We start from the raw sequence: 18,785 nt of genomic DNA, 5'->3' as shown, positions 1-18,785 counted from the left end.
AGTGGGAGCCTTTCGTCTTTCTGGGCCCCGTGTTGCTGCGGGCTGCTGACTCTGATGGGCGTGGATGCGACGGGCCGCTTCGTTGCTGTGCCAGCGATTGCGCGTGCATGGAGCGCGATCAGCGTGTGCCGACCAGCCACTCTGGCTCCGAATCAACCCGGTCTCTGCGCAGCTCCCTGCATCCACGCTTGCACTCCCGCTTCGGCCGCCTCGATCGCACCAGCGACATAGCCGGGAAACTGCGGCGACCACTCGCTGCCGATGCCGGTGAGGTGGCCGTGCCACGGGCCGTCGGCCGCCACCGCAGCTGGCGCCGAAGGGTGTTCACCGCCGCCACGCACGTCCGCATCGGTCGAGGTGAACACCTCCTGCGCCCAGTCCTGGACCACGTCCATCACCGGCAGCGCCGCGTCGGGTCCAAAGAGTCGTGCGAACTGCGCGCGGCAGAGCGATCGCAGTTCGGCATCGCCCAGGCGCGCCCGCGCAGGGGCGGGCACCCCCAAAAAGCCGAACAGCGCCGCGTGGCCGCCGGGCATTGATGCGTCGTGGATTTCCACCATGGGGCCCCACGCGCTGCGGGCCGCCCCGGACAGCCCCTGCTCGCGCCAGAACGGTCGTTCGTAGACGGCCAGGTACTTGGCGTGGGGCGCCATCCAGGTCGGGGTCTGTTGCCACTGGCGGGCCAGCGCTGCGGGCAGTTCGGGCTGGAAGCGGATCGCATCGGTGGCCAGGCGCGGCGGCAGGGCCAGCAGCACATGGTCGGCGCGCCAGGTGGTGGCTTGGCCCTGGGCGCCCTCGCTGTCCACGGCCACGTGTGCACCGTCCCGGCGCAGGCTGCGCACCACCTGACCCGTCTGCACGCGCGCCGGGTCCAGGCCGCTGCGCAGCGCATCGGTCAGGGCCGCCATGCCGCCCGCCAGGCGCATGGAGGGCGGCTCGTTCGCATAACCGCGTGCGCGCACCGCGGGCTGGTGGGGGGCTCGCTCCACCAGCAGGTCGCCGCTGTCGTGCTGTTCAAACGTCTGCAGCCCCAAGGCGGTCACGAGCCGATCGAGTTGCCGCTGGTAGCCCGGCCAGAACCAGGAGGGGCCCAGATCGAAGCGGTCTGCGGCGGGCGGCTGGTGGGCATCCAGGGCGCGGGCGTTGTTCGCGGGCACCGACACGATGCGTCCACCCGTCTGGCGGCGCGCCTCCAGCAGAACCCAGTCTTCGACGCCTTGTTGCGTCAGGCGGTGGGCGGCGTACAGCCCGCTCAAGCCCCCGCCCACGATGATCACGCGGGTGTTCATGTCAGCAGCGCATCGCCTGCGCGGATGGTTCGAGGTTTCAACGGGGTGCTCATGCGGGCGTGGGGAGCGCGGGTCCGGGATGAAGCCCCCGGCGGCGCGGCACGCGTTCGATTGGCGTGCGGTTTCAGTCTATTCGAGGGCACATGGCCCGTGCAGGCCGCTGTGTTTTGTGACGGATGTCAGCGCAACGCACCTTTATGTCGGAAAGAATAGGCCATGACGCAGCGTTTTCTCCGGTGGTCCTCTGGTGTGTTGGTGGCCCTGTTCGCCATCGCCTGGCTGGCGTGGTGGGGCTTGCGGCCGCCGCCGGTGGCTGCTGTCAACGCCAGCCTGGCACCGCTGGTGCGCACGCTGCAGTTCTCCGCCCGCGTGGCGACGTCGTCGCGGGTGGACGTGGGGAGCACCCTGACCGGCCGGGTGCGCGAGGTGCTGGTGGGCGAGGGCGCGCCGGTGGAGCAGGGCGATGTGCTGGTCCGGCTCGATGGTGACGAGTTGCGCTCCGCCCTGGCGCAGGCCGAAGCCGGCGAACAGCAGGCACACGCCCGGTTGAACGGGCTGCGCAGCACGGGCAGGTTGACCGTGCAGGCCAGCGTGGCCCAGGCGGAGTCGGTGCTGTCGGCCGCGCGCGCCGATCTGCAACGCACGCAGGGCCTGGTGGGGCAGGGGTTTCTGAGCCAGTCCCGCCTGGACGAGGCGCGCCGTGCCGTGGGCGTGGCGCAGGCCCAGCTGGACGCCGCGCGCGCGCAACGCGCCGCCAATGCCGACACCGGCACCGATGTGGCGCAGGCCCAGGCGCAGCTGGCGGTTGCCTCGGCGGCCCGCCAGTCGGCGCAGGCGCGATTGAAGGAATCCGCGATCACCGCGCCTGCCAAGGGCCGGGTGCTCGCCCGCGCGGTGGAGCCTGGACAGATCGTGCAGCCGGGCCGTGCCCTGCTGACACTGGCCTTGAAAGGTCCTTTGCAGTTGGTGGCGCAGGTGGACGAGCGGTATCTGGAGCAGCTCGCGCCCGGGCAGCCGGCCAGTGTGCTGGCCGACGCCTACCCGACGCAAGCGTTCCGCGCACAGGTGCTGTCGATCGCCCCGGTGGTCGATGCCCAGCGGGGCGCCATCGAGGTCAAGTTCTCCCTGCAGGCGCCAGTTCCCGACTTTTTGCGCGAAGACATGACGGTGTCGATCGAGGTCGAGACCGCGCGCCGCGAGCGTGCGCTGGTGGTGCCTGTGGGCGCTCTGCGGGGTGACGCGGGCGCTGAGCCGGCCGTGTGGGTGGCGCGCGACGGGCGCGTCGAAGCCCGCCCGGTGCGGCTGGGCTTGCGCACGCTGGCCTGGGTCGAGGTGATCGATGGCTTGAGCGAGGGCGAGGAGGTGTTGGTGGGCGCGGCGCCCGGGCCTGGTGCCCGAGTGCGCGCGGTGGCCGGCGCATCGGCGGCCACGGCCCAGGTACCCGCCCGTGAAGACGCGGGCGCCGCGATGACCAACGCCATGGGGCGCTGAGGATCTTCCATGCTGCTCGGATTTGAAAGTCTCGTGGCCGTCCGCTTCCTGCGCGAGGGTCGCATGCAGACCCTGCTCATCATCGTGGGGGTGGCCGCGGGGGTGGCGGTGGTCGCCTACATCTCGGCCCTGATCACCGGCCTGCAGCGCAACACGATCGAGAAGACACTGGGCGCGCAGGCCCATGTCACGCTGAGCCCGCTGGACGAACGGGTGCGGGTGGTGCCCACGCTGCCCGGCGCCGGGGTCAGCCGGCTGGAGCAGACCCAGGCCCGCGCGCAACGCCCGCGTTCCATCGACAACTGGCAGCTGCTGCTGCCCCAGCTGGAAGCGCTGCCGCAGGTCGCTGCGGTGTCGCCCATGGTGTCGGCCGCTGGCCTGGCGGTGCGCGGCGAGGCCACCAAGGCGATCGCCCTGGTGGGGGTGGACCTGGAGCGCTACGACCGCATCGTCCAGTTGCGGTCCAAGGTGGTGGCCGGGACCGCGAGGCTGGGGCCGGGCGAGGGCATCGTCGGGCGCGAACTGGCGCAGGACCTGGGCGTGCAGGTGGGCGACCGGATCGGCATCGTCACGGGCGGCGTCGAAGACGCCCTGCGCATCACGGCCCTGGTGGACCTTGGAGTCAAAGAGCTGAACCGGCGCACCGTGATCGTGCCTTTGCGAACGGCGCAAAGCCTGGTGGACTTGCCCGGCAGCGCCACCGGGCTGGACCTCGCGCTGGTGGACATCTGGGCCGCCCAGGGCCTGGCGGACGAGCTGTCGGCCCGCTGGCCCTACAAGGCCGAAAGCTGGCAGCAGGCGAACGCGCAACTGGTGTCGGCCCTGAACGCGCAATCGGTGAGCACGTCCGTGATCCGCGGGGTCGTGATGGTCGTGGTGGTGCTGGGCATCGCCAGCGTGCTGGTGGTGTCGGTGGTGCAGAAGCAGCGCGAGATCGGCATCCTGCGCGCCATGGGCGCGACCCGGGGGCAGGTGCTGCGCGTGTTCCTGTTGCAAGGCCTCATCGTGGGCGCCCTCGGCTCGGCGCTGGGGGTGTTGCTGGCGGTGGGGCTGATCTGGGTCTTCACCCATTTCGTGCGGGGCTCGGATGGACTGCCTTTGTTCAACATCACGCTCGAAGTGGGGCTGGCGCTGCGCATCGCCGGCCTGGCCACCTTCTGCGGGCTGCTCGCGGCGGTGGCCCCCGCGCGCCGCGCATCGCGGCTGGACCCCGCACAGGCGATCCGGCTATGAGCGCCACGCCCGTGGCCCAGCCATCGTCCGCGCTGCTGGCACTCAACGCGGTCAGCAAGCGCTACAACGTCGGCCTGCCCAACGAAGCCGAGGTGCTGCACGGTGTGTCGTTCAACATCGCGCGCGGCGAACTGGTGGCCCTCATCGGGCCGTCGGGCTCGGGCAAGAGCACGCTGCTGAACATCCTGGGTCTGCTCGAACGCGCGACCTCGGGCAGCTACCGGATCGAAGGCCAGGAGATGGTGGGTGTGGACGACGAGGCCCTGACGCTGCGCCGCCGCACCACGCTGGGCTTCGTGTTCCAGTTCCACCACCTGTTGCCGGCGTTCACCGCGCTGGAGAACGTGACCTTGCCGGCGCTGATGCGCGAAGGCCGGGTGACGTCCAGGCAACGCGACAAGGCCCGTGCCATGCTGGACGCCGTCGGTCTGGGGCAGGCCATGGGCAAACGCCCGGGCGAGTTGTCGGGCGGCATGCAGCAACGCGTGGCCATCGCGCGGGCCATGGTGCTGGAGCCGCCCCTGGTGCTGGCCGACGAACCCACGGGCAACCTGGACACGGCGTCCTCGGACGAGGTGTTCGCCCTGATGCGGCGCATGCACACCGAGCTGAACACCTCGTTCCTGGTGGTGACCCACGATCCCCGGCTGGCGGCGCGGTGCGACCGGGTGCTCGAACTCGTGGACGGCCGGCTGGTGCGCGACCAGGTCACGGTGGCCGGCCGGGCCTGAGCCTTCTGTGTGACCGCGGGCAGGGCGGCTTGCGGTCATGGGTTTCGCCACGGTGACACACGGCCTCGATTCTCCTGAAATGTCCTATTGACAGAACAATAAGACCTGAATCAAGATGCATCCATGCAAGCCGACATGCCCCTGCCCAAGTACCACCAGATTTATCTGGTGCTCAAGGAGGGCCTGCTCGAAGGACGCTTCGCCCAAGGGCTGCCCGGCGAGATCAGCCTGGTGGAGCAATTCGGCGTGTCCCGTGTCACGGTTCGCAAGGCGCTGGAGCTGTTGTCGACCGAGGGCCTGATCACCCGGCAGCGGGGTCGCGGCACGGTCGTCAAGCCAGCGGCACTGTCCAGCCCGGTGGGGGCCGAGGCGGGCCCGCGGCGCAGTGGCCGCACCGGCCTGCTCGACAACCTGGTGAGCATCAGCATGGGCACCCGCATCAAGGTGGTGGACCTGTCGCAGGTCCAGGCCTCGCAGGCGGTCGCCCAGGCCCTGGACATACCCGTCGGTGAGGCGGTGCAAAAGGCGGTCCGCGTGCGCAGCACGCGCAACGGGCCGGTGTCCCACATCACCACCTACGTGCCGGCGCAGCTGGCCTCGCATTTTGGGCGTGCCGAGCTGGCGCGCGAACCCATTCTGGTGCTGCTGGAAAAAAGCGGCGTGAACCTGGGTCGTGCGGAGCAGCACATCTCGGCCAAGCTGGCCGACGCCAGCACCGCCAAGTTGCTGGAAGTGCCGGTCGGTTCGGCGCTGTTGTCGGTGCGCCGCCTGGTGTTCGACGCCGAAGACCGACCCATCCAGTGGTTGCACGGGCTGTACCGGCCCGACCGTTACGAATATGAAATGAAGCTGTCCCGCGTGGGCGATATCGATGCGCGCGTGTGGGTCAGCAGCGAGTTGTCGGCGCAGTTCCATTGAATGCGCCGCAGAGGTGAAGTTCGCATCCGCCAGTGGGCCGCATCCAAAGGCCGACTGATGGGTTTCGTTGCCAGCGCGTGCCGTGCTGGCGTGTTCCTCCCGCCACGCGTGATGCGTCGGTCGGCCTTTTCAGTTCAGGAGATTGCCATGAGTACCCGTCGTGAATTTGTCGTCCAATCCGCCGCCGCCGCGTCGACGCTGGCCTTCCCTCTGGTGGCCGGCGCGCAGCCTGCCCCCGTGAAGGTCGGGGTGCTGCACCCCGTCACCGGCGCCCTGGCGTATTCCGGCCAGCAGTGCCGCGCGGGTGCGCTGATGGCCATCGAGGACATCAACAAGGCCGGCGGCATCAAGTCGCTGGGGGGCGCCAAGATCGAGGCCCTGCTGGCCGACGCGCAGTCCCAGCCGCAGGCCGGTGCGGCCGAGGTGGAGAAGCTCAACGAGGCGGGTGCCAGCGCCGTGGTGGGGGCCTTTGCCTCGGCCATCTGCCTGGCCACCACCCAGGCCGCGGCCAAGTACAACCTGCCGCACATCGTGGACGTGGGCGTGGCCGATCAGATCGTGCAGCGCGGCCTGAAGAACACCTTCCGCTTCGGCCCGGGCTACAAGGCTGTGGCCGACCTGGCGATGGTCAACCTGAAGGTGCTCAACACCATCTCGCAAAGCCCGGCCAAGACGGTGATGATCATCCACGAGGAGTCGCTGTTCGGCACCGGCACCGCCAATCTGCTGGCGCGCGAGCTGCCGGGCTTCGGCTTCGAGGTCAAGGAGGTGATCAAGCACGCCAACCCGACGCGCGACTTCAACAACATCGTGCTGCGCATGAAGTCGGTCAACCCGGACATCGTGATCCCGGCCAACTACTACAACGAGTACGCCCTCCTGGTGCGCACCATGCAGCAGCAGCGCGTGGTGCCCAAGGCGATCTACTCGGTGCTCGGCGGTGCGGCGTCCAGCTACAAGTTCGTGCAGGAGTTCCCCGATGCGTCCAACGGCATCATCGACTGCAACCACTGGTTCAACCCCAAGGACCCGCGCGCCCAGGCGCTCAAGAAGCGCGCCGAGGCGCAGAAGCTGTTCTTCAGCTACGAGCTGTTCATGACCTACACGTCCATGATGCTGCTGGCCGATGCGCTGGAGCGCGCCAAGTCCACCGACCGCGCGGCCATCATCTCGGCGCTGGAACAGAGCACCTTCTCCAACCACTTCATGCCGTACGGCCCGACCAAGTTCGTCGACGGGCAGAACACCGGTGGCCGCCCGCTGATGACCCAGGTGCTGGACAAGGACATCAAGGTCATCATCCCGCGCGAATACCGCCAGGCCGAGCCGATGTTCCCGCTCAAGGCCTGATCGCCACCCCCGAGGTTCTCCACCATGTTCGATCTCGCGATCGTGGTCCCGTCCGTGCTGAACGGACTGACCACCGGGGCGGTGTACGCCCTCATTGCCCTGGGGCTGACGCTGATCTACGGCGTGCTGCACATCATCAACTTCGCCCACGGGGCGTCGTTGATGCTGGCGCTGTACGGCGTGTTCCTGCTCAAGCAGCACCTGGGCATTGATCCTTATCTGGCGCTGCCCTTCATGGTGGCCGGTATGTTCGTGCTGGGCTATCTGCTGCAGCGGGTGGTGATCAACCGGGCCAGCCACGGTAAGGACGAGAACATCCTGCTGGTCACCCTGGGCATTTCCATCGTGATGGAGAACCTCGCGCTGCTGGCCTTCCAGTCGGACACGCGCACCATCGACACCGCCTACACCCTGAGCACCGTGCAGATCGGGCCGGCGTTCATCGCGCTGCCCAAGCTCATCGCCTTCGGGGGCGCGCTGGTGGTGTCTGCCCTGCTGCTGTTCATGATCAACCGCACCGACCTCGGGCGCGCCATCCGCGCCGTGTCCAAGGAGAAGCAGGGCGCGCGCCTCATGGGCATCGACGTGGACCACATCTACGCCATGAGTTTCGGCATCGGCCTGGCCTGCCTGGGCGCCGCGGCCTGCTTCCTGCTGCCGGCCTATTACGTCAACCCGCAGGTGGGCAACGGCTTCGTGCTGGTGGCCTTCACCATCGTGGTCTTCGGCGGCATGGGCAGTTTTGGTGGCGCGCTGCTGGGCGGCCTGGTGATCGGCGTGGTCGAGTCGCTGGGCGGCCTCTACCTGGGCGAATCGCTCGGCCAGATCGGCATCTTCCTCATCTTCATCGGGGTGCTGCTGTTCAGACCCCAGGGCCTGTTTGGAGCCAAGGCATGAAATCGCTGCTCCACATCGCGCTGTTTGCGGTCGCCGTGGCCCTGGTGCCCCTGGTCACCGACTCCGGCACCTGGCTCAATTTCGTCATGATGGCGCTGTACGCCAGCCTGCTGGCGCAGGCCTGGAACCTGCTCGGTGGGTTCGGCGGCCAGTTCTCGTTCGGGCATGCCCTGTTCTTCGGCTTCGGGGCCTACGTGCAGGCCATCGGCCAACTGCAAGGGGGGCTGAACCCCTGGGTGGCGCTGGTGCTCGCGGGGCTGACCGGGGCGCTGGTCGGCGTGCTGGTGGGGGCGCTGAGCTTCCGCTACGGGCTCAAGGGGTCCTACTTCGCGCTGGTCACGCTGGCGTTCGCCGAGGTCTGCCGCATCCTGGCCTTGTCGGTGCCGTTCACCGGTGCCGGCGTGGGTCTCATGATCCCGCTCCAGGAGTCGGTGGCGAACCTGCAGTTCGGCTCTCGCGCGGGTTACCTCTACCTCATGCTGGTGCTGGTGGTGATCGCCTTGCTGGTCACGCGCTGGCTGCAGCATTCCCGCTTTGGCGCCTACCTGCAGGCCGTGCGCGACAACGAAGACGCCGCGCGCGCCATCGGCGTGGACCCGTTCCGCGTCAAGCTGGGCGCGATCGCGCTGTCGGGTGGCTTCATGGGGCTGGCCGGTGCGTTCTACGTGCAGGTGTTCCAGTACATCGACCCGGCCATCGCCTTCGGTTCGCACACCTCGGTCGAGGCGCTGGTGGCGGCCATCGTGGGCGGCATCGGCACGCTGTGGGGCCCCTTGCTCGGGGCATTCGCCCTGCACCTGCTGGCCGACCTCACCCGCAACCTGTTCGGCGAATTTCCGGGCATCAACATGGTGATCTACGGCAGCGTGCTGGTGTTGATCGTGATGTTCTTCCCGCGCGGCATCGCCGGCATCGGGCAGTCGGTGACCCGCCTCTGGAAAGGAGCCGGCCGTGGCTGAAACCCTTTTGCGCGTCGCCAGCGTGTCCAAGACCTTCGGCGGTCTCAAGGCCGTCAGCCGGGTGTCGCTCGACGTGCCCCAGGGCTCGCTCACCGCCCTGATCGGGCCCAACGGTGCGGGCAAGACCACGCTGTTCGCCCTCATGTCGGGCTTCATCGCCGCCGACGAGGGGCGCATCGAACTGGCGGGCCAGGACATCACCGGTCAGCCCCCGCACCTCAACGCCCGGCTGGGCATGGCCCGCACCTTCCAGATCGTGCAGCCCTTCGCCGCCCAGACGGTGCGCGAGAACATCGCGGTGGGCGCGCACCTGCGCCACCCCCACCGGGCCGACGCGCTGGCCCAGGCCGAGGCGGTGGCCCACCGGGTCGGCCTGGGGCCGCAGCTGGACAAACCGGCGTCCGACCTCACCGTGGCCGGCCGCAAACGCCTGGAACTGGCCCGCGCCCTGGCCACGCAACCGCGCCTGCTGTTGCTGGACGAGGTGCTGGCAGGCCTGAACCCCCAGGAGATCGGCGACATGATCCCGGTGGTCCGCTCCATCGCCGATGGCGGCGTAACCGTGCTGATGATCGAGCACGTGATGCAGGCCGTGATGAACCTGGCCGAGCACGTCTGGGTGCTGGCGCAGGGTGAACTGATCGCCCAGGGCACGCCCCAGGCCGTGACCCGCGACGACCGGGTCATCGAGGCCTACCTGGGGGTGGGCACCGCCGCCCGTTTGCGCGCCGCCGGAGGCCACCATGACTGAACCGATCACTCCCTTGCTCGACGTGCGGGGGCTCACCGGCGGCTACGGCCGCACCGAGGTGCTGCGCGGCATCGACCTGACGGTGAACCCCGGTGAAACCGTGGCGCTGCTGGGCAGCAACGGGGCCGGCAAGACCACCTTCAACAACACCCTCTGCGGCATCAACCCCGCCTGGGGCGGGACCGTGCGGTTCAACGGCACCGACCTGTCGGGCGCCCACTACCGCAAGGTGGTCACCGCCGGGCTGATCCAGGTGCCCGAGGGCCGCAAGATCTTCCCCAACCTGAGCGTGCTGGAGAACCTGGAGCTGGGCTCGTTCACCCGGGCGCGCGAGAACCGGGCCGCCAACCTGGAGCGGGTGTTCGCCATCTTCCCGCGCCTGAAGGAACGCACGGCGCAGCTGGCCGGCACCATGAGCGGTGGCGAGCAGCAGATGCTGGCCATCGGGCGCGGTCTGATGGCCGAGCCGGTCCTGCTGATCCTGGACGAGCCGTCGCTGGGCCTGTCGCCGCTGCTGGTGGAAGAGATGTTCGCGCTCATCCGGCGGCTGAACGCCGAAGGCCTGTCGATCCTGCTGGTGGAGCAGAACGTGGCGCAATCGCTGGAACTGGCCGACCGGGTCTACGTGATGGAAAACGGCGCCCTGCGCTTCAGCGGATTGCCCGACGAACTCATGGGCTCGGACGAGCTGCGCAAGGCCTACCTGGGGCTGTGACCATGGGCACACCCGACACCCCGGCGCAGACCCTACAGACGCCACCCATGCCGCAGACCCTGGCCCAGAAGCTGATCGCCCGCGCCGCCGGCGTGTCCGCGGTGCGCGAGGGCGACATCGTGAACTGCCGGGTCGACCTGGCCATGTTCCACGACTCTTCGGGCCCGCGGCGGCTCAAGCCCATGCTCGAAGAGCTGGGCGCGCCGATCTGGGACAAGTCCCGCGTGGTGCTGGTGATGGACCACTTCGTGCCCGAGGCCGACGAGGACGCGCGGCGCATCGTGCGCATCGCCCGCGACTGGGCGCGCGAGCAGGCGCTGCCGCACGTGCACGACAGCCAGGGCATCTGCCACGTGGTGCTGCCGCAAAAAGGCCACCTGCGACCGGGCATGTTTTGCGTGGGGGGTGACTCGCACTCGCCCACCGGCGGCGCCTTCGGTTGCTACATGTTCGGCATCGGCAGCACCGAAATGCTGGGTGTGGTGGTCACCGGCGAGATCTGGCTGCGCGTGCCCCACACCATCCGCATGCGCTGGGACGGCGCGCTGGCCGACGGCGTCTGCGCCAAGGACATGATGCTGCACATGGTCGGCCGCTTCGGCATGAACGGTGGCGGCTACCAGGCCATCGAATTCGCCGGCAGCACGGTGCGGGGCCTGGGCATTGCCGAGCGCATGACGCTGTCCAACATGAGCGCCGAGCTGGGGGCGCAGGCCGGGCTCATCGCCCCCGATGCCACCACCGCCGCCTGGCTGCGCGAGGCCGGTGTGGACCAGGGCATCGGCGACGACGACCTGGCGCAGTGGCAGACCGATGAAGGCGCCGCCGTGACCGAGCATGTATTCGACGCGGCGAGCCTGCCGCCCATGGTGGCCTCGCCACACAGCCCGGCCAACAGCCACCCGGTGGGCCACACCGCGGGCGAGGCGGTGCAGCTGGCCTACATCGGCGCCTGCACCGGCGCCAAGCTCGAAGACCTGCAGGCCGCGGCCCGCGTGTTGCGCGGGCGCCGCGTGGCCGACGGCGTGCGCCTGCTGGTGGCGCCCGCCAGCGTGCACGACCAACAGCAGGCCGAACGCGAAGGCGTGGCAGACGCTTTGCGCCAGTCCGGGGCCGAGTTTCTGCCGAGCGCCTGCGGTGCCTGCGCCGGCTACGGCCAGGCGGTGCAGGGGGCGACGCGCGTGATCGCCACCACGGCGCGCAACTTCAAGGGCCGCATGGGATCTGCCGAGGCCGAGGTGTTCCTGGCCTCGCCCTACACCGTGGCCGCCTCGGCCCTGCGCGGCCGCATCACCGACCCGCGCGAGGTGCTGGTATGAGCGCAGCCGAACCCCTGCACCGCGTGTGGCGCCTGGGCGCCGACGTCGACACCGACGCCCTGGCCCCGGGCCACGCCATGAAACACGGCATGGACGTGATCGCCCGCCACTGCCTGGAATCGCTTCGGCCCGATTTCGCGGGCGGCGTGCGCCCCGGCGACCTGCTGGTGGCCGGCCCCAACTTCGGCATCGGCTCCTCGCGCGAGCAGGCCGCGGCGGTGCTGGTGGCGCTGGGGGTGCGGGCGGTGGTGGCGCCCAGCTACAGCGGTCTGTTCTTCCGCAACGCCTTCAACGTCGGCCTGCTGCTGCTGACCTGTGCGCAGGCCGAGCGCCTGGAGGAGGGCGAGCGGGTGGCGCTGGACGCCGCCGACCCGCTGGCACCGGCCCTGCTGCGCGCCGGCGGCGAACGCCTGGCTTGCGAACCCGTGCCGCCTTTTCTGATGGAGCGGGTGCGCTGCGGCGGCCTGCTCAACGAACTGAAACAACGACTCGCCCGAGGAACCCCATGACCGCTGTAGCCCCGATCGACCCCGTCACCCTCGCGGTGCTCAAGGGGCGCCTGGAGCAGATCGCCGACGAGATGGACGCGACCCTGTACCGCAGTGCCTTCAACCCCATCATCGCCGAGGCCCACGACGCCTGCCACGGGCTGTACGACGCGCGCAGCGGCGACACGCTGGTGCAAGGCAAGTCCGGCCTGCCGGTGTTCGTGGGGGCCATGGCCTTTGCGGTGCGCGCCGCCATGCGCGCCGCCGAGCAGCACGGTGGCATGCAGCCCGGCGACACCTGGCTGTTCAACGACCCCTACGAAGGCGGCACCCACGCCAACGACTTCAAGCTCGTGCGCCCCATCTTCCGCGACGGCCAACTGGTGTGCTTCATCGCGTCGGCCGCGCACTGGCACGACGTGGGCGGTGCCGTGCCCGGCAACTACAACCCGGCGGCCACCGAATGCTGGCAGGAGGCGGTGCAGATCCCGCCGGTGCGCATCGTGCAGGGGGGAAAGCTCAACCCGGACGTGCTCGCCATCCTGATGGCCAACACCCGCCTGCCCGACAGCCTGTGGGGCGACCTCAACGGCCAGCTGGCCGCGCTGGAACTGGGCGACCGCCGCCTGGCCGACCTGCTGGACGCCTACGGCGAACCGCTGGTGCTGCAGGCCCTGCAGGCGCTGCGCGAGCGGGCGCGCCGGCTCATGAAAGCCGAGATCGCGTCCCTGCCCGACGGCGTCTACGCCTTCGAGGACACGCTGGACAACGACGGCGTGACCGATGCGCCGCTGACCATCGCGCTGGACATGACCGTGGCTGGCGATCGGCTCACACTCGACTTCTCGCGCAGCTCGCCCCAATGTGCGGGGCCGGTCAACATCTCCCGCGCGACCGCCGTGGCGGCCTGCTACGTGGCGCTCAAGCACCTGTTCCCGGACGTGCCGGCCAACGCCGGTGTGCTCGATGCGGTCGACTTCGTGATGCCCGAGGGGCTGGTCATCACCGCCCAGCGCCCGCGCCCGGTGGGGGGATACACCGAAACCATCCTGCGCATGATCGACGTGGTGTTCAGCGCCGCGGCGCTGGCCGACCCGCGACGCTCGGTGGCCCAGGCCTACGGCACCATCAACGCACTGTCCATCGCCGGCCACCGCAGCGACGCGGCGCGCCAGGGGCAGCGCTGGGTCATGTTCAGCTTCTTCGGCGGCGGTCACGGTGCCCATGCGGGCGGTGACGGACTGAACCACGGCAACGCGCCCATCTCCACCGCGACCATCCCGCCGCTGGAGATCCTGGAGGCCGCGTACCCGGTGCGCTTCACGCAGTGGTCGCTGCGGCCCGACTCGGGCGGCGACGGCGAGCACCGTGGCGGCCTGGGGGCGGTCTATGAAATCGAGCTGCTGGAGCAATCGGCCCAAGGCTTCATCTTCGGTGAGCGCGGTCGCGCCGCGCCCAAGGGCATTGCCGGCGGGCAGCCGGCGGCGCTCAACGTGTTCAGCTTCCACAGCGGGGGGCAGTGGCACCGGCCGCCCATGGCGTCGAAGATGCTGGGCATCCAGCTGCAGCGCGGCGACCGCGTGCGCCTGGAGACCCCGGGTGGAGGAGGGTATGGGCCACCGTCGGCCCGACCCGCGCAGGCGCGCGAGGCCGATGCGGCCCAGGGCTATGTGAGCCGTCTGAGCGGGGAGCGGTCATGAGCCATACAACGGACAACAAGACCGCCCGCCGCGTGGTGGGTGTGGACGTCGGTGGCACCTTCACCGACCTGTTCGTGCTCGACGAAACCAGTTCGCGGGTCGACATCGTCAAGGTGCCGTCCACGCGGGGCGAAGAGTCGGTGGGCTTCATGAACGGCATTGCCCGCGTGCTGGGCGCCGACGGCGCGGACAGCGACGACGCATCCAGCCTGGCCACCATCATCCACGGCACCACGGTGGGCACCAATGCGCTGCTGGAGCGCAAGGTCGCCCGCACAGGCCTGATCACCACCCGCGGTTTCCGCGACGTGCTGGAAATGCGGCGCCGCGACCGGCCCCAGACCTGGGGCCTGCGGGGCGGCTTTGAACCCGTGATCCCGCGCGACCTGCGGCTGGAGGTGGACGAGCGCGTGCTGGCCGACGGCAGCGTGCACACGCCGGTGGACCTGGAGCAGGTGCGCGAGGCGGCGGCCGCGTTGCTGGCGCAGGGGTGCGAGGCCGTGTGCGTGTTCTTCGTCAACACCTATGCCAACCCGGCCAACGAGCGGGTGGCGGTGGCGGCGGTGCGGGCGGTCTGGCCGAACGCGCACGTCACGTCCGCGGCCGAGGTGCTGCCCGAGATCCGCGAGTTCGAGCGCGCCTCCACGGCCAGCCTGAACGCGGCCCTGCAGCCGGTGGTGGGCCGCTACCTGGAGCGGCTGGACGGCGACCTGCGCGCCCACGGGTTCGACGGTGAACTGCTGATCGTGCAGAGCAACGGGGGCGTGATGTCGCGCCAGACCGCCTGCGAGCTGCCGGTGAAGACCGCGCTGTCGGGTCCTGCGGCCGGCGTCATCGCCTGCGCGGCCATGGCCACGGCAGCGGGCTACCCGGACGTGATCACCGGCGACATCGGCGGCACCTCGTTCGACGTGTCCCTGATCGCCGGCGGGCGGGCCGCGCTGGCGGCGCAGACCAGCATCGCCTTTGGCATGGTGGTGCGCTCGCCCATGATCCAGATCGAGACCATCGGCGCCGGCGGCGGGTCGATTGCCAGCGTGGACGTGGGCGGCATGTTGCAGGTGGGCCCCGAGTCGGCCGGCAGCGTGCCCGGCCCGGCCTGCTACGGGCGCGGCAATGAACGCCCGACGGTGACCGATGCCAACGTGCTGCTCGGCCGTATCGCCGCGGAACGGCCGCTCGGTGGTGGCCTGCTCGGTGCGCTGGACGTGGAGAAGGCCCGCGAAGCCATCCGCCGCTTCGTGGCGGAGCCGCTGGGGCTGGACGTGCTGCAGGCAGCCGAGGCCATCCTGACCGTGGCCAACGCCAAGATGGCCGGTGCGATGCGGCTGGTGTCGATCGAAAAAGGCCACGATCCGCGGCAGTTCGCCTACATGCCGTTCGGCGGTGGCGGCGGCCTGCACGTGTGCGACATGATGCGCGAAGTGGGCGTGAGCACCGGCATCGTGCCGCGCTACCCGGGCGTCACCTCGGCCCTGGGCTGCGTCATGGCCGACATGCGGCACGACGCCGTCCAGACCCTGAACCAGTCCCTGGCGGCGCTCGACTTCGCGCAGCTGCGCGCGCTGCGCGCCGATCTGGCCGAGCGCTGCCGCCAGCGGCTGGATTCGGCCGGTGTGCGCTTCGAGAGCGTGCGCGAAGAGATCGCGCTGGACATGCTCTACCAGGGCCAGACCCACACCGTGGCCGTGCCGCTGACAGCGCCGGCGCTGGACGCTGCCGCCACGCAGGCCGCGTTCGAGGCCATCTACCGCGCCGAGTTCGGCCGCGTGCTCGACGGCATCCCGATCCGCGTCATGAATCTGCGCTACGCCCTGGTGGGTGTGCGGCCCAAGTTCGACCTGACGCTGCTCGCTCCCCAGGGCGAGGGCAGCACCGAACCGCTGGGCGAGCAGGCCGTGTACGTCAAAGGCCAGTGGGTGCAGGCCCGGCGCTACGACCGGCTGCGCCTGCCCGTGGGGCACCGCATCACCGGTCCGGCCATCTTCGAGCAGGCCGACACCACCGTCTGGCTCGACCCCGGCTTTGAGGCCAACGTCGACCGCCTCGGCAACCTCATCCTGCGCCCGCTATGAAAACGGCCCTCGTCATCATCGACCTGCAGAACGACTTCCTCGCGCCCGACGGGGCCTACGCCCGCGGCGGCTGCGCCAACCCCGAGGCGTTGCGCATCCCCGCGCGCGTGCTCCCGGTGGCCCGGGCCATCAAGGCCGCCGGGGGCATGGTCGTGGCGAGCCAGTTCACGCTGTGGCCCGACGCCAGCGGCGAGCCCATGGTCTCGCCCCACCTGCAGCGGCTGCGGCCTTTTCTGCGGCGGGGCGACTTTGCCCCCGGCAGCCGCGGCCAGGCCTGTGTGGACGAACTGCAACCGGTGGTCGATGTGTGCGTGCAGAAGGTCGCCTATTCGGCCTTCTTCAACACCCAGCTCGACTGGCTGCTGCGCAAGGCCGGGGTGGGCCGCGTGGCGGTGTGCGGCATCGTCACCAACGGGGGGGTGGCCAGCACCGTGCGCGACGCCCACATGCGGGACTACGACACCTGGGTGATCGCCGACGGTTGCGCCGCCTTCAAGGCCGAGACCCACGCCACCGCGCTCGCCGACATGGCCAGCGTGGCCCGGGTGGTGGACGCTGCCACCTTCGTGCAGCAGGGGCTGGCATGACGGCGCCGACCCGTGTGGTGGTCGAACCGGCCTTCACCGCGCCGGTGCACGTGCCGGTGCTGGTGATCGGCGCCGGGGCGTGCGGCCTGACCGCGGCGCTGCGGCTGGCGGACCGGGGCATCGAGTGCGTGGTGGCCGAGCGCGACGAACGCCCGGCGGGGTCGACCAGCCTGTCGTCGGGCTTCATCCCCGCCGCGGGTACGCAGGTGCAGCGCGCGCTGGGGGTGGACGATTCGCCCGAACGCTTTGCACAGGACATCCAGCACAAGGCCCACGGCACGGCGGCCCCGCACCTGGTGAAGGCCTACACCGAAGCCATCGCCCCGGCGCTCGACTTCCTGGCCGACCACCACGGCCTGCAGTGGGAAGTTCTCGACGGTTTTCTCTACCCCGGCCACACGCGCCACCGCATGCATACCCTGCGCGAGCGCACCGGCGAGGCACTGGTCCAGGCGCTGGCGCAGGCCCAGGAGCGTTGCGAGATCCCCTTGCTGACCCAGGCCCGCGCGAGCGAGCTGGTGGTGGACAAGGCACAGCGCGTGCTGGGCGTGCGCCTGCAGCGGCCCGACGGCAGTCTGGAGGCGGTGGCCTGCGACGCGCTGCTGCTGGCCTGCAACGGCTATGGCGGCGCGCCAGACCTGTTGCAACGCTTCGTGCCCGAGATGGTGGCCGCCACCTTCGCCGGGCACCCGGGCAACGACGGCACGGCGGTGCGCTGGGGCGAAGCCCTGGGCGCTCGGCTGGCCGACCTGCGGGCCTACCAGGGGCACGGTTCGTGGGCGGTCCCGCACGCGGTGCTGATCACCTGGGCCCTGATGGTCGAAGGCGGCGTGCAGATCAATGCCCGGGGAGAACGCTTCCACGACGAATCGCAGGGCTACTCCGAAGCGGCGCTGCACGTCGTGGCGCAGCCCGGCGGACAGGCCTGGAACGTGTTCGACGACCAGGTGCTGGCGCTGGCGCAGGGCTTTCCGGACTTTGTCCAGGCGCAGCAGGCCGGGGCGGTGCGCACCTGCGCCGATGTGGGTGCGCTGGCCGCGCTGATCGGCTGTGACCCGTCCACGCTGCAGGCCACGCTGGACGGGGTGGCACCGGACACCGCAGACCCTTTCGGCCGTGGCTTCAGGCGGACGCTCCAGGCGCCGTTCCACGCGGTGCGGGTGACCGGCGCCCTGTTCCACACCCAGGGCGGGCTGGACGTGGACGCGCAGTGCCGCGTGCTCGACGCGGCCGGCCAGCCTCTGCCCAACCTGTGGGCCGCTGGCGGCGCGGCGCGCGGTGTGTCGGGTCACGACGTCAGCGGTTACCTGTCGGGCAACGGACTGCTCAGCGCCGTGGCCGGCGGCTTCATCGCGGCCGACAGCCTGGCCCGCCACCTGCAACCGGAGACCGCACCATGAGCATTCCTTCGCTGCGGCAGCGCCTGCAGGCCCACGAGCCTTTGTTGTGCCCGGGCGTGTTCGATGCCTTCAGCGCCTTGCTGGCGCAGCAGGCGGGGTTCGAGGGGCTGTACCTCTCGGGCGCCTCGCTGGCCTACACGCGCCTGGGCCGGTCCGACATCGGCCTCACCACGTTCACCGAAGTGCAGGACGCGCTCGCGCGCATCACCGAGCGGGTGGACCGCCCGGTGATCGTGGACGCCGACACGGGCTTTGGCAACGCGCTGAACGTGCAGCGCACCGTGCGCGGTTTCGAGCGCGCGGGCGCGGCCATGGTCCAGCTGGAGGATCAGGGTTTTCCCAAGCGCTGCGGACACCTGGACGGCAAGACCGTGGTGCCACAGGCCGAGATGGTCGGCAAGCTCAAGGCGGCGCTGGATGCGCGCCACAGCGCCGACACCCTGGTGATGGCGCGCACCGATGCCCTGGCCATCGAGGGCTGGGACCGTGCCATGGAGCGGGCCGAAGCCTACCTGGCCTGCGGGGTGGATGCGCTGTTCATCGAAGCCCTGCGCAGCCCGGCGCAGCTGGCCGACGCCGCGGCGCGGTTCGCCGGTCGCGTCCCGCTGCTGGCCAACATGGTCGAAGGTGGCAAGACACCGGTGACGCCAGCCGACGAGCTGGGGCGCCTGGGCTACCGCATCGTCATCTTCCCCGGGGGCACGGTGCGCGCCATCGCGCGCACCTTGCAGGGCTACTTCGCCAGCCTCAAAGCCCACCAGACCACCGCCCCCTGGCAGGCCGACATGCTCGACTTCGACCAGCTCAACGCCCTGATCGGCACCCCGGAGCTGCTGGCGCAGGGCACCCGTTACGACGCCGACCGCCAACCCTGAGGAGACC

At 70.2% G+C, this 18,785-nt stretch carries 17 protein-coding genes; 16 read left to right on the top strand and 1 reads right to left on the bottom strand.

Going from position 1 to position 18,785, the window contains the following annotated elements:
- Positions 1–152: 152 nt before the first annotated feature.
- The gene (locus tag ACR2JA_RS20675) at positions 153–1,289 is read right to left on the bottom strand and encodes a flavin monoamine oxidase family protein (RefSeq protein WP_434010941.1); all 1,137 of its coding nucleotides are present in this window, start codon (positions 1,287–1,289) and stop codon (positions 153–155) included.
- Positions 1,290–1,505: 216 nt separating this feature from the next.
- Here ACR2JA_RS20675 and ACR2JA_RS20670 point away from each other — a divergent pair, with 216 nt between their 5' ends.
- The 16 genes from ACR2JA_RS20670 (at position 1,506) to ACR2JA_RS20595 (ending at position 18,778) form a co-directional block, all read left to right on the top strand.
- Positions 1,506–2,780: an efflux RND transporter periplasmic adaptor subunit gene (locus ACR2JA_RS20670; RefSeq protein WP_434010940.1), complete on the top strand. Its 1,275-nt coding sequence runs from the start codon at positions 1,506–1,508 to the stop codon at positions 2,778–2,780.
- Positions 2,781–2,789: 9 nt separating this feature from the next.
- On the top strand, positions 2,790–4,013 hold the full coding sequence (locus ACR2JA_RS20665) for an ABC transporter permease (protein ID WP_434010939.1): 1,224 nt from the start codon (positions 2,790–2,792) through the stop codon (positions 4,011–4,013).
- A complete protein-coding gene (locus tag ACR2JA_RS20660) occupies positions 4,010–4,744 on the top strand; it encodes an ABC transporter ATP-binding protein (RefSeq protein WP_434010938.1) in 735 nt (244 codons plus the stop codon). The genes ACR2JA_RS20665 and ACR2JA_RS20660 overlap by 4 nt, the downstream gene beginning before the upstream one ends.
- Positions 4,745–4,867: 123 nt before the next feature.
- Positions 4,868–5,662: a GntR family transcriptional regulator gene (locus ACR2JA_RS20655; protein ID WP_434010937.1), complete on the top strand. Its 795-nt coding sequence runs from the start codon at positions 4,868–4,870 to the stop codon at positions 5,660–5,662.
- A 147-nt stretch (positions 5,663–5,809) separates the two neighbouring features.
- On the top strand, positions 5,810–7,012 hold the full coding sequence (locus tag ACR2JA_RS20650; protein ID WP_434010936.1) for an ABC transporter substrate-binding protein: 1,203 nt from the start codon (positions 5,810–5,812) through the stop codon (positions 7,010–7,012).
- Between the two features lie 24 nt (positions 7,013–7,036).
- Positions 7,037–7,909 carry a branched-chain amino acid ABC transporter permease gene (locus tag ACR2JA_RS20645; protein WP_434010935.1) on the top strand — a complete coding sequence of 291 codons (873 nt, stop codon included), beginning with the start codon at positions 7,037–7,039 and terminating at the stop codon, positions 7,907–7,909.
- Positions 7,906–8,868, top strand: coding sequence for a branched-chain amino acid ABC transporter permease (locus ACR2JA_RS20640; protein WP_434010934.1), 963 nt, complete (start codon positions 7,906–7,908; stop codon positions 8,866–8,868). Before ACR2JA_RS20645 ends, ACR2JA_RS20640 begins: the two co-directional genes overlap by 4 nt.
- Positions 8,861–9,619: an ABC transporter ATP-binding protein gene (locus tag ACR2JA_RS20635; RefSeq protein WP_434010933.1), complete on the top strand. Its 759-nt coding sequence runs from the start codon at positions 8,861–8,863 to the stop codon at positions 9,617–9,619. The genes ACR2JA_RS20640 and ACR2JA_RS20635 overlap by 8 nt, the downstream gene beginning before the upstream one ends.
- A gap of 4 nt (positions 9,620–9,623) precedes the next feature.
- The gene (locus ACR2JA_RS20630; protein WP_434010942.1) at positions 9,624–10,334 is read left to right on the top strand and encodes an ABC transporter ATP-binding protein; all 711 of its coding nucleotides are present in this window, start codon (positions 9,624–9,626) and stop codon (positions 10,332–10,334) included.
- 2 nt (positions 10,335–10,336) lie between these two features.
- A complete protein-coding gene (locus tag ACR2JA_RS20625) occupies positions 10,337–11,653 on the top strand; it encodes a 3-isopropylmalate dehydratase large subunit (protein WP_434010932.1) in 1,317 nt (438 codons plus the stop codon).
- Positions 11,650–12,162, top strand: a complete 513-nt coding sequence (locus tag ACR2JA_RS20620; protein WP_434010931.1) for a 3-isopropylmalate dehydratase — start codon at positions 11,650–11,652, stop codon at positions 12,160–12,162. Before ACR2JA_RS20625 ends, ACR2JA_RS20620 begins: the two co-directional genes overlap by 4 nt.
- A complete protein-coding gene (locus tag ACR2JA_RS20615) occupies positions 12,159–13,841 on the top strand; it encodes a hydantoinase B/oxoprolinase family protein (protein WP_434010930.1) in 1,683 nt (560 codons plus the stop codon). The genes ACR2JA_RS20620 and ACR2JA_RS20615 overlap by 4 nt, the downstream gene beginning before the upstream one ends.
- Positions 13,838–15,916: a hydantoinase/oxoprolinase family protein gene (locus ACR2JA_RS20610; protein ID WP_434010929.1), complete on the top strand. Its 2,079-nt coding sequence runs from the start codon at positions 13,838–13,840 to the stop codon at positions 15,914–15,916. Before ACR2JA_RS20615 ends, ACR2JA_RS20610 begins: the two co-directional genes overlap by 4 nt.
- On the top strand, positions 15,913–16,503 hold the full coding sequence (locus ACR2JA_RS20605) for a cysteine hydrolase family protein (RefSeq protein ID WP_434010928.1): 591 nt from the start codon (positions 15,913–15,915) through the stop codon (positions 16,501–16,503). Before ACR2JA_RS20610 ends, ACR2JA_RS20605 begins: the two co-directional genes overlap by 4 nt.
- Positions 16,500–17,903 carry an FAD-dependent oxidoreductase gene (locus tag ACR2JA_RS20600; RefSeq protein ID WP_434010927.1) on the top strand — a complete coding sequence of 468 codons (1,404 nt, stop codon included), beginning with the start codon at positions 16,500–16,502 and terminating at the stop codon, positions 17,901–17,903. The genes ACR2JA_RS20605 and ACR2JA_RS20600 overlap by 4 nt, the downstream gene beginning before the upstream one ends.
- Positions 17,900–18,778: an isocitrate lyase/PEP mutase family protein gene (locus tag ACR2JA_RS20595; RefSeq protein ID WP_434010926.1), complete on the top strand. Its 879-nt coding sequence runs from the start codon at positions 17,900–17,902 to the stop codon at positions 18,776–18,778. Before ACR2JA_RS20600 ends, ACR2JA_RS20595 begins: the two co-directional genes overlap by 4 nt.
- The last annotated feature ends 7 nt before the right edge of the window (positions 18,779–18,785 follow it).

The sequence above is a fragment of the Hydrogenophaga sp. genome (assembly GCF_051007235.1).
Lineage (GTDB): Bacteria > Pseudomonadota > Gammaproteobacteria > Burkholderiales > Burkholderiaceae_C > Hydrogenophaga.
This window is presented reverse-complemented; position numbering and strand designations above follow the sequence as displayed.

Excerpts from the sequence above, each read along its gene's own strand:
- ACR2JA_RS20675 (WP_434010941.1), bottom strand. The coding sequence starts at position 1,289 with ATGAACACCCGCGTGATCATCGTGGGCGGGGGCTTGAGCGGGCTGTAC.
- ACR2JA_RS20670 (WP_434010940.1), top strand. The coding sequence starts at position 1,506 with ATGACGCAGCGTTTTCTCCGGTGGTCCTCTGGTGTGTTGGTGGCCCTG.
- ACR2JA_RS20665 (WP_434010939.1), top strand. The coding sequence starts at position 2,790 with ATGCTGCTCGGATTTGAAAGTCTCGTGGCCGTCCGCTTCCTGCGCGAG.
- ACR2JA_RS20660 (WP_434010938.1), top strand. The coding sequence starts at position 4,010 with ATGAGCGCCACGCCCGTGGCCCAGCCATCGTCCGCGCTGCTGGCACTC.
- ACR2JA_RS20655 (WP_434010937.1), top strand. The coding sequence starts at position 4,868 with ATGCAAGCCGACATGCCCCTGCCCAAGTACCACCAGATTTATCTGGTG.
- ACR2JA_RS20650 (WP_434010936.1), top strand. The coding sequence starts at position 5,810 with ATGAGTACCCGTCGTGAATTTGTCGTCCAATCCGCCGCCGCCGCGTCG.
- ACR2JA_RS20645 (WP_434010935.1), top strand. The coding sequence starts at position 7,037 with ATGTTCGATCTCGCGATCGTGGTCCCGTCCGTGCTGAACGGACTGACC.
- ACR2JA_RS20640 (WP_434010934.1), top strand. The coding sequence starts at position 7,906 with ATGAAATCGCTGCTCCACATCGCGCTGTTTGCGGTCGCCGTGGCCCTG.
- ACR2JA_RS20625 (WP_434010932.1), top strand. The coding sequence starts at position 10,337 with ATGGGCACACCCGACACCCCGGCGCAGACCCTACAGACGCCACCCATG.
- ACR2JA_RS20620 (WP_434010931.1), top strand. The coding sequence starts at position 11,650 with ATGAGCGCAGCCGAACCCCTGCACCGCGTGTGGCGCCTGGGCGCCGAC.
- ACR2JA_RS20615 (WP_434010930.1), top strand. The coding sequence starts at position 12,159 with ATGACCGCTGTAGCCCCGATCGACCCCGTCACCCTCGCGGTGCTCAAG.
- ACR2JA_RS20610 (WP_434010929.1), top strand. The coding sequence starts at position 13,838 with ATGAGCCATACAACGGACAACAAGACCGCCCGCCGCGTGGTGGGTGTG.
- ACR2JA_RS20605 (WP_434010928.1), top strand. The coding sequence starts at position 15,913 with ATGAAAACGGCCCTCGTCATCATCGACCTGCAGAACGACTTCCTCGCG.
- ACR2JA_RS20600 (WP_434010927.1), top strand. The coding sequence starts at position 16,500 with ATGACGGCGCCGACCCGTGTGGTGGTCGAACCGGCCTTCACCGCGCCG.
- ACR2JA_RS20595 (WP_434010926.1), top strand. The coding sequence starts at position 17,900 with ATGAGCATTCCTTCGCTGCGGCAGCGCCTGCAGGCCCACGAGCCTTTG.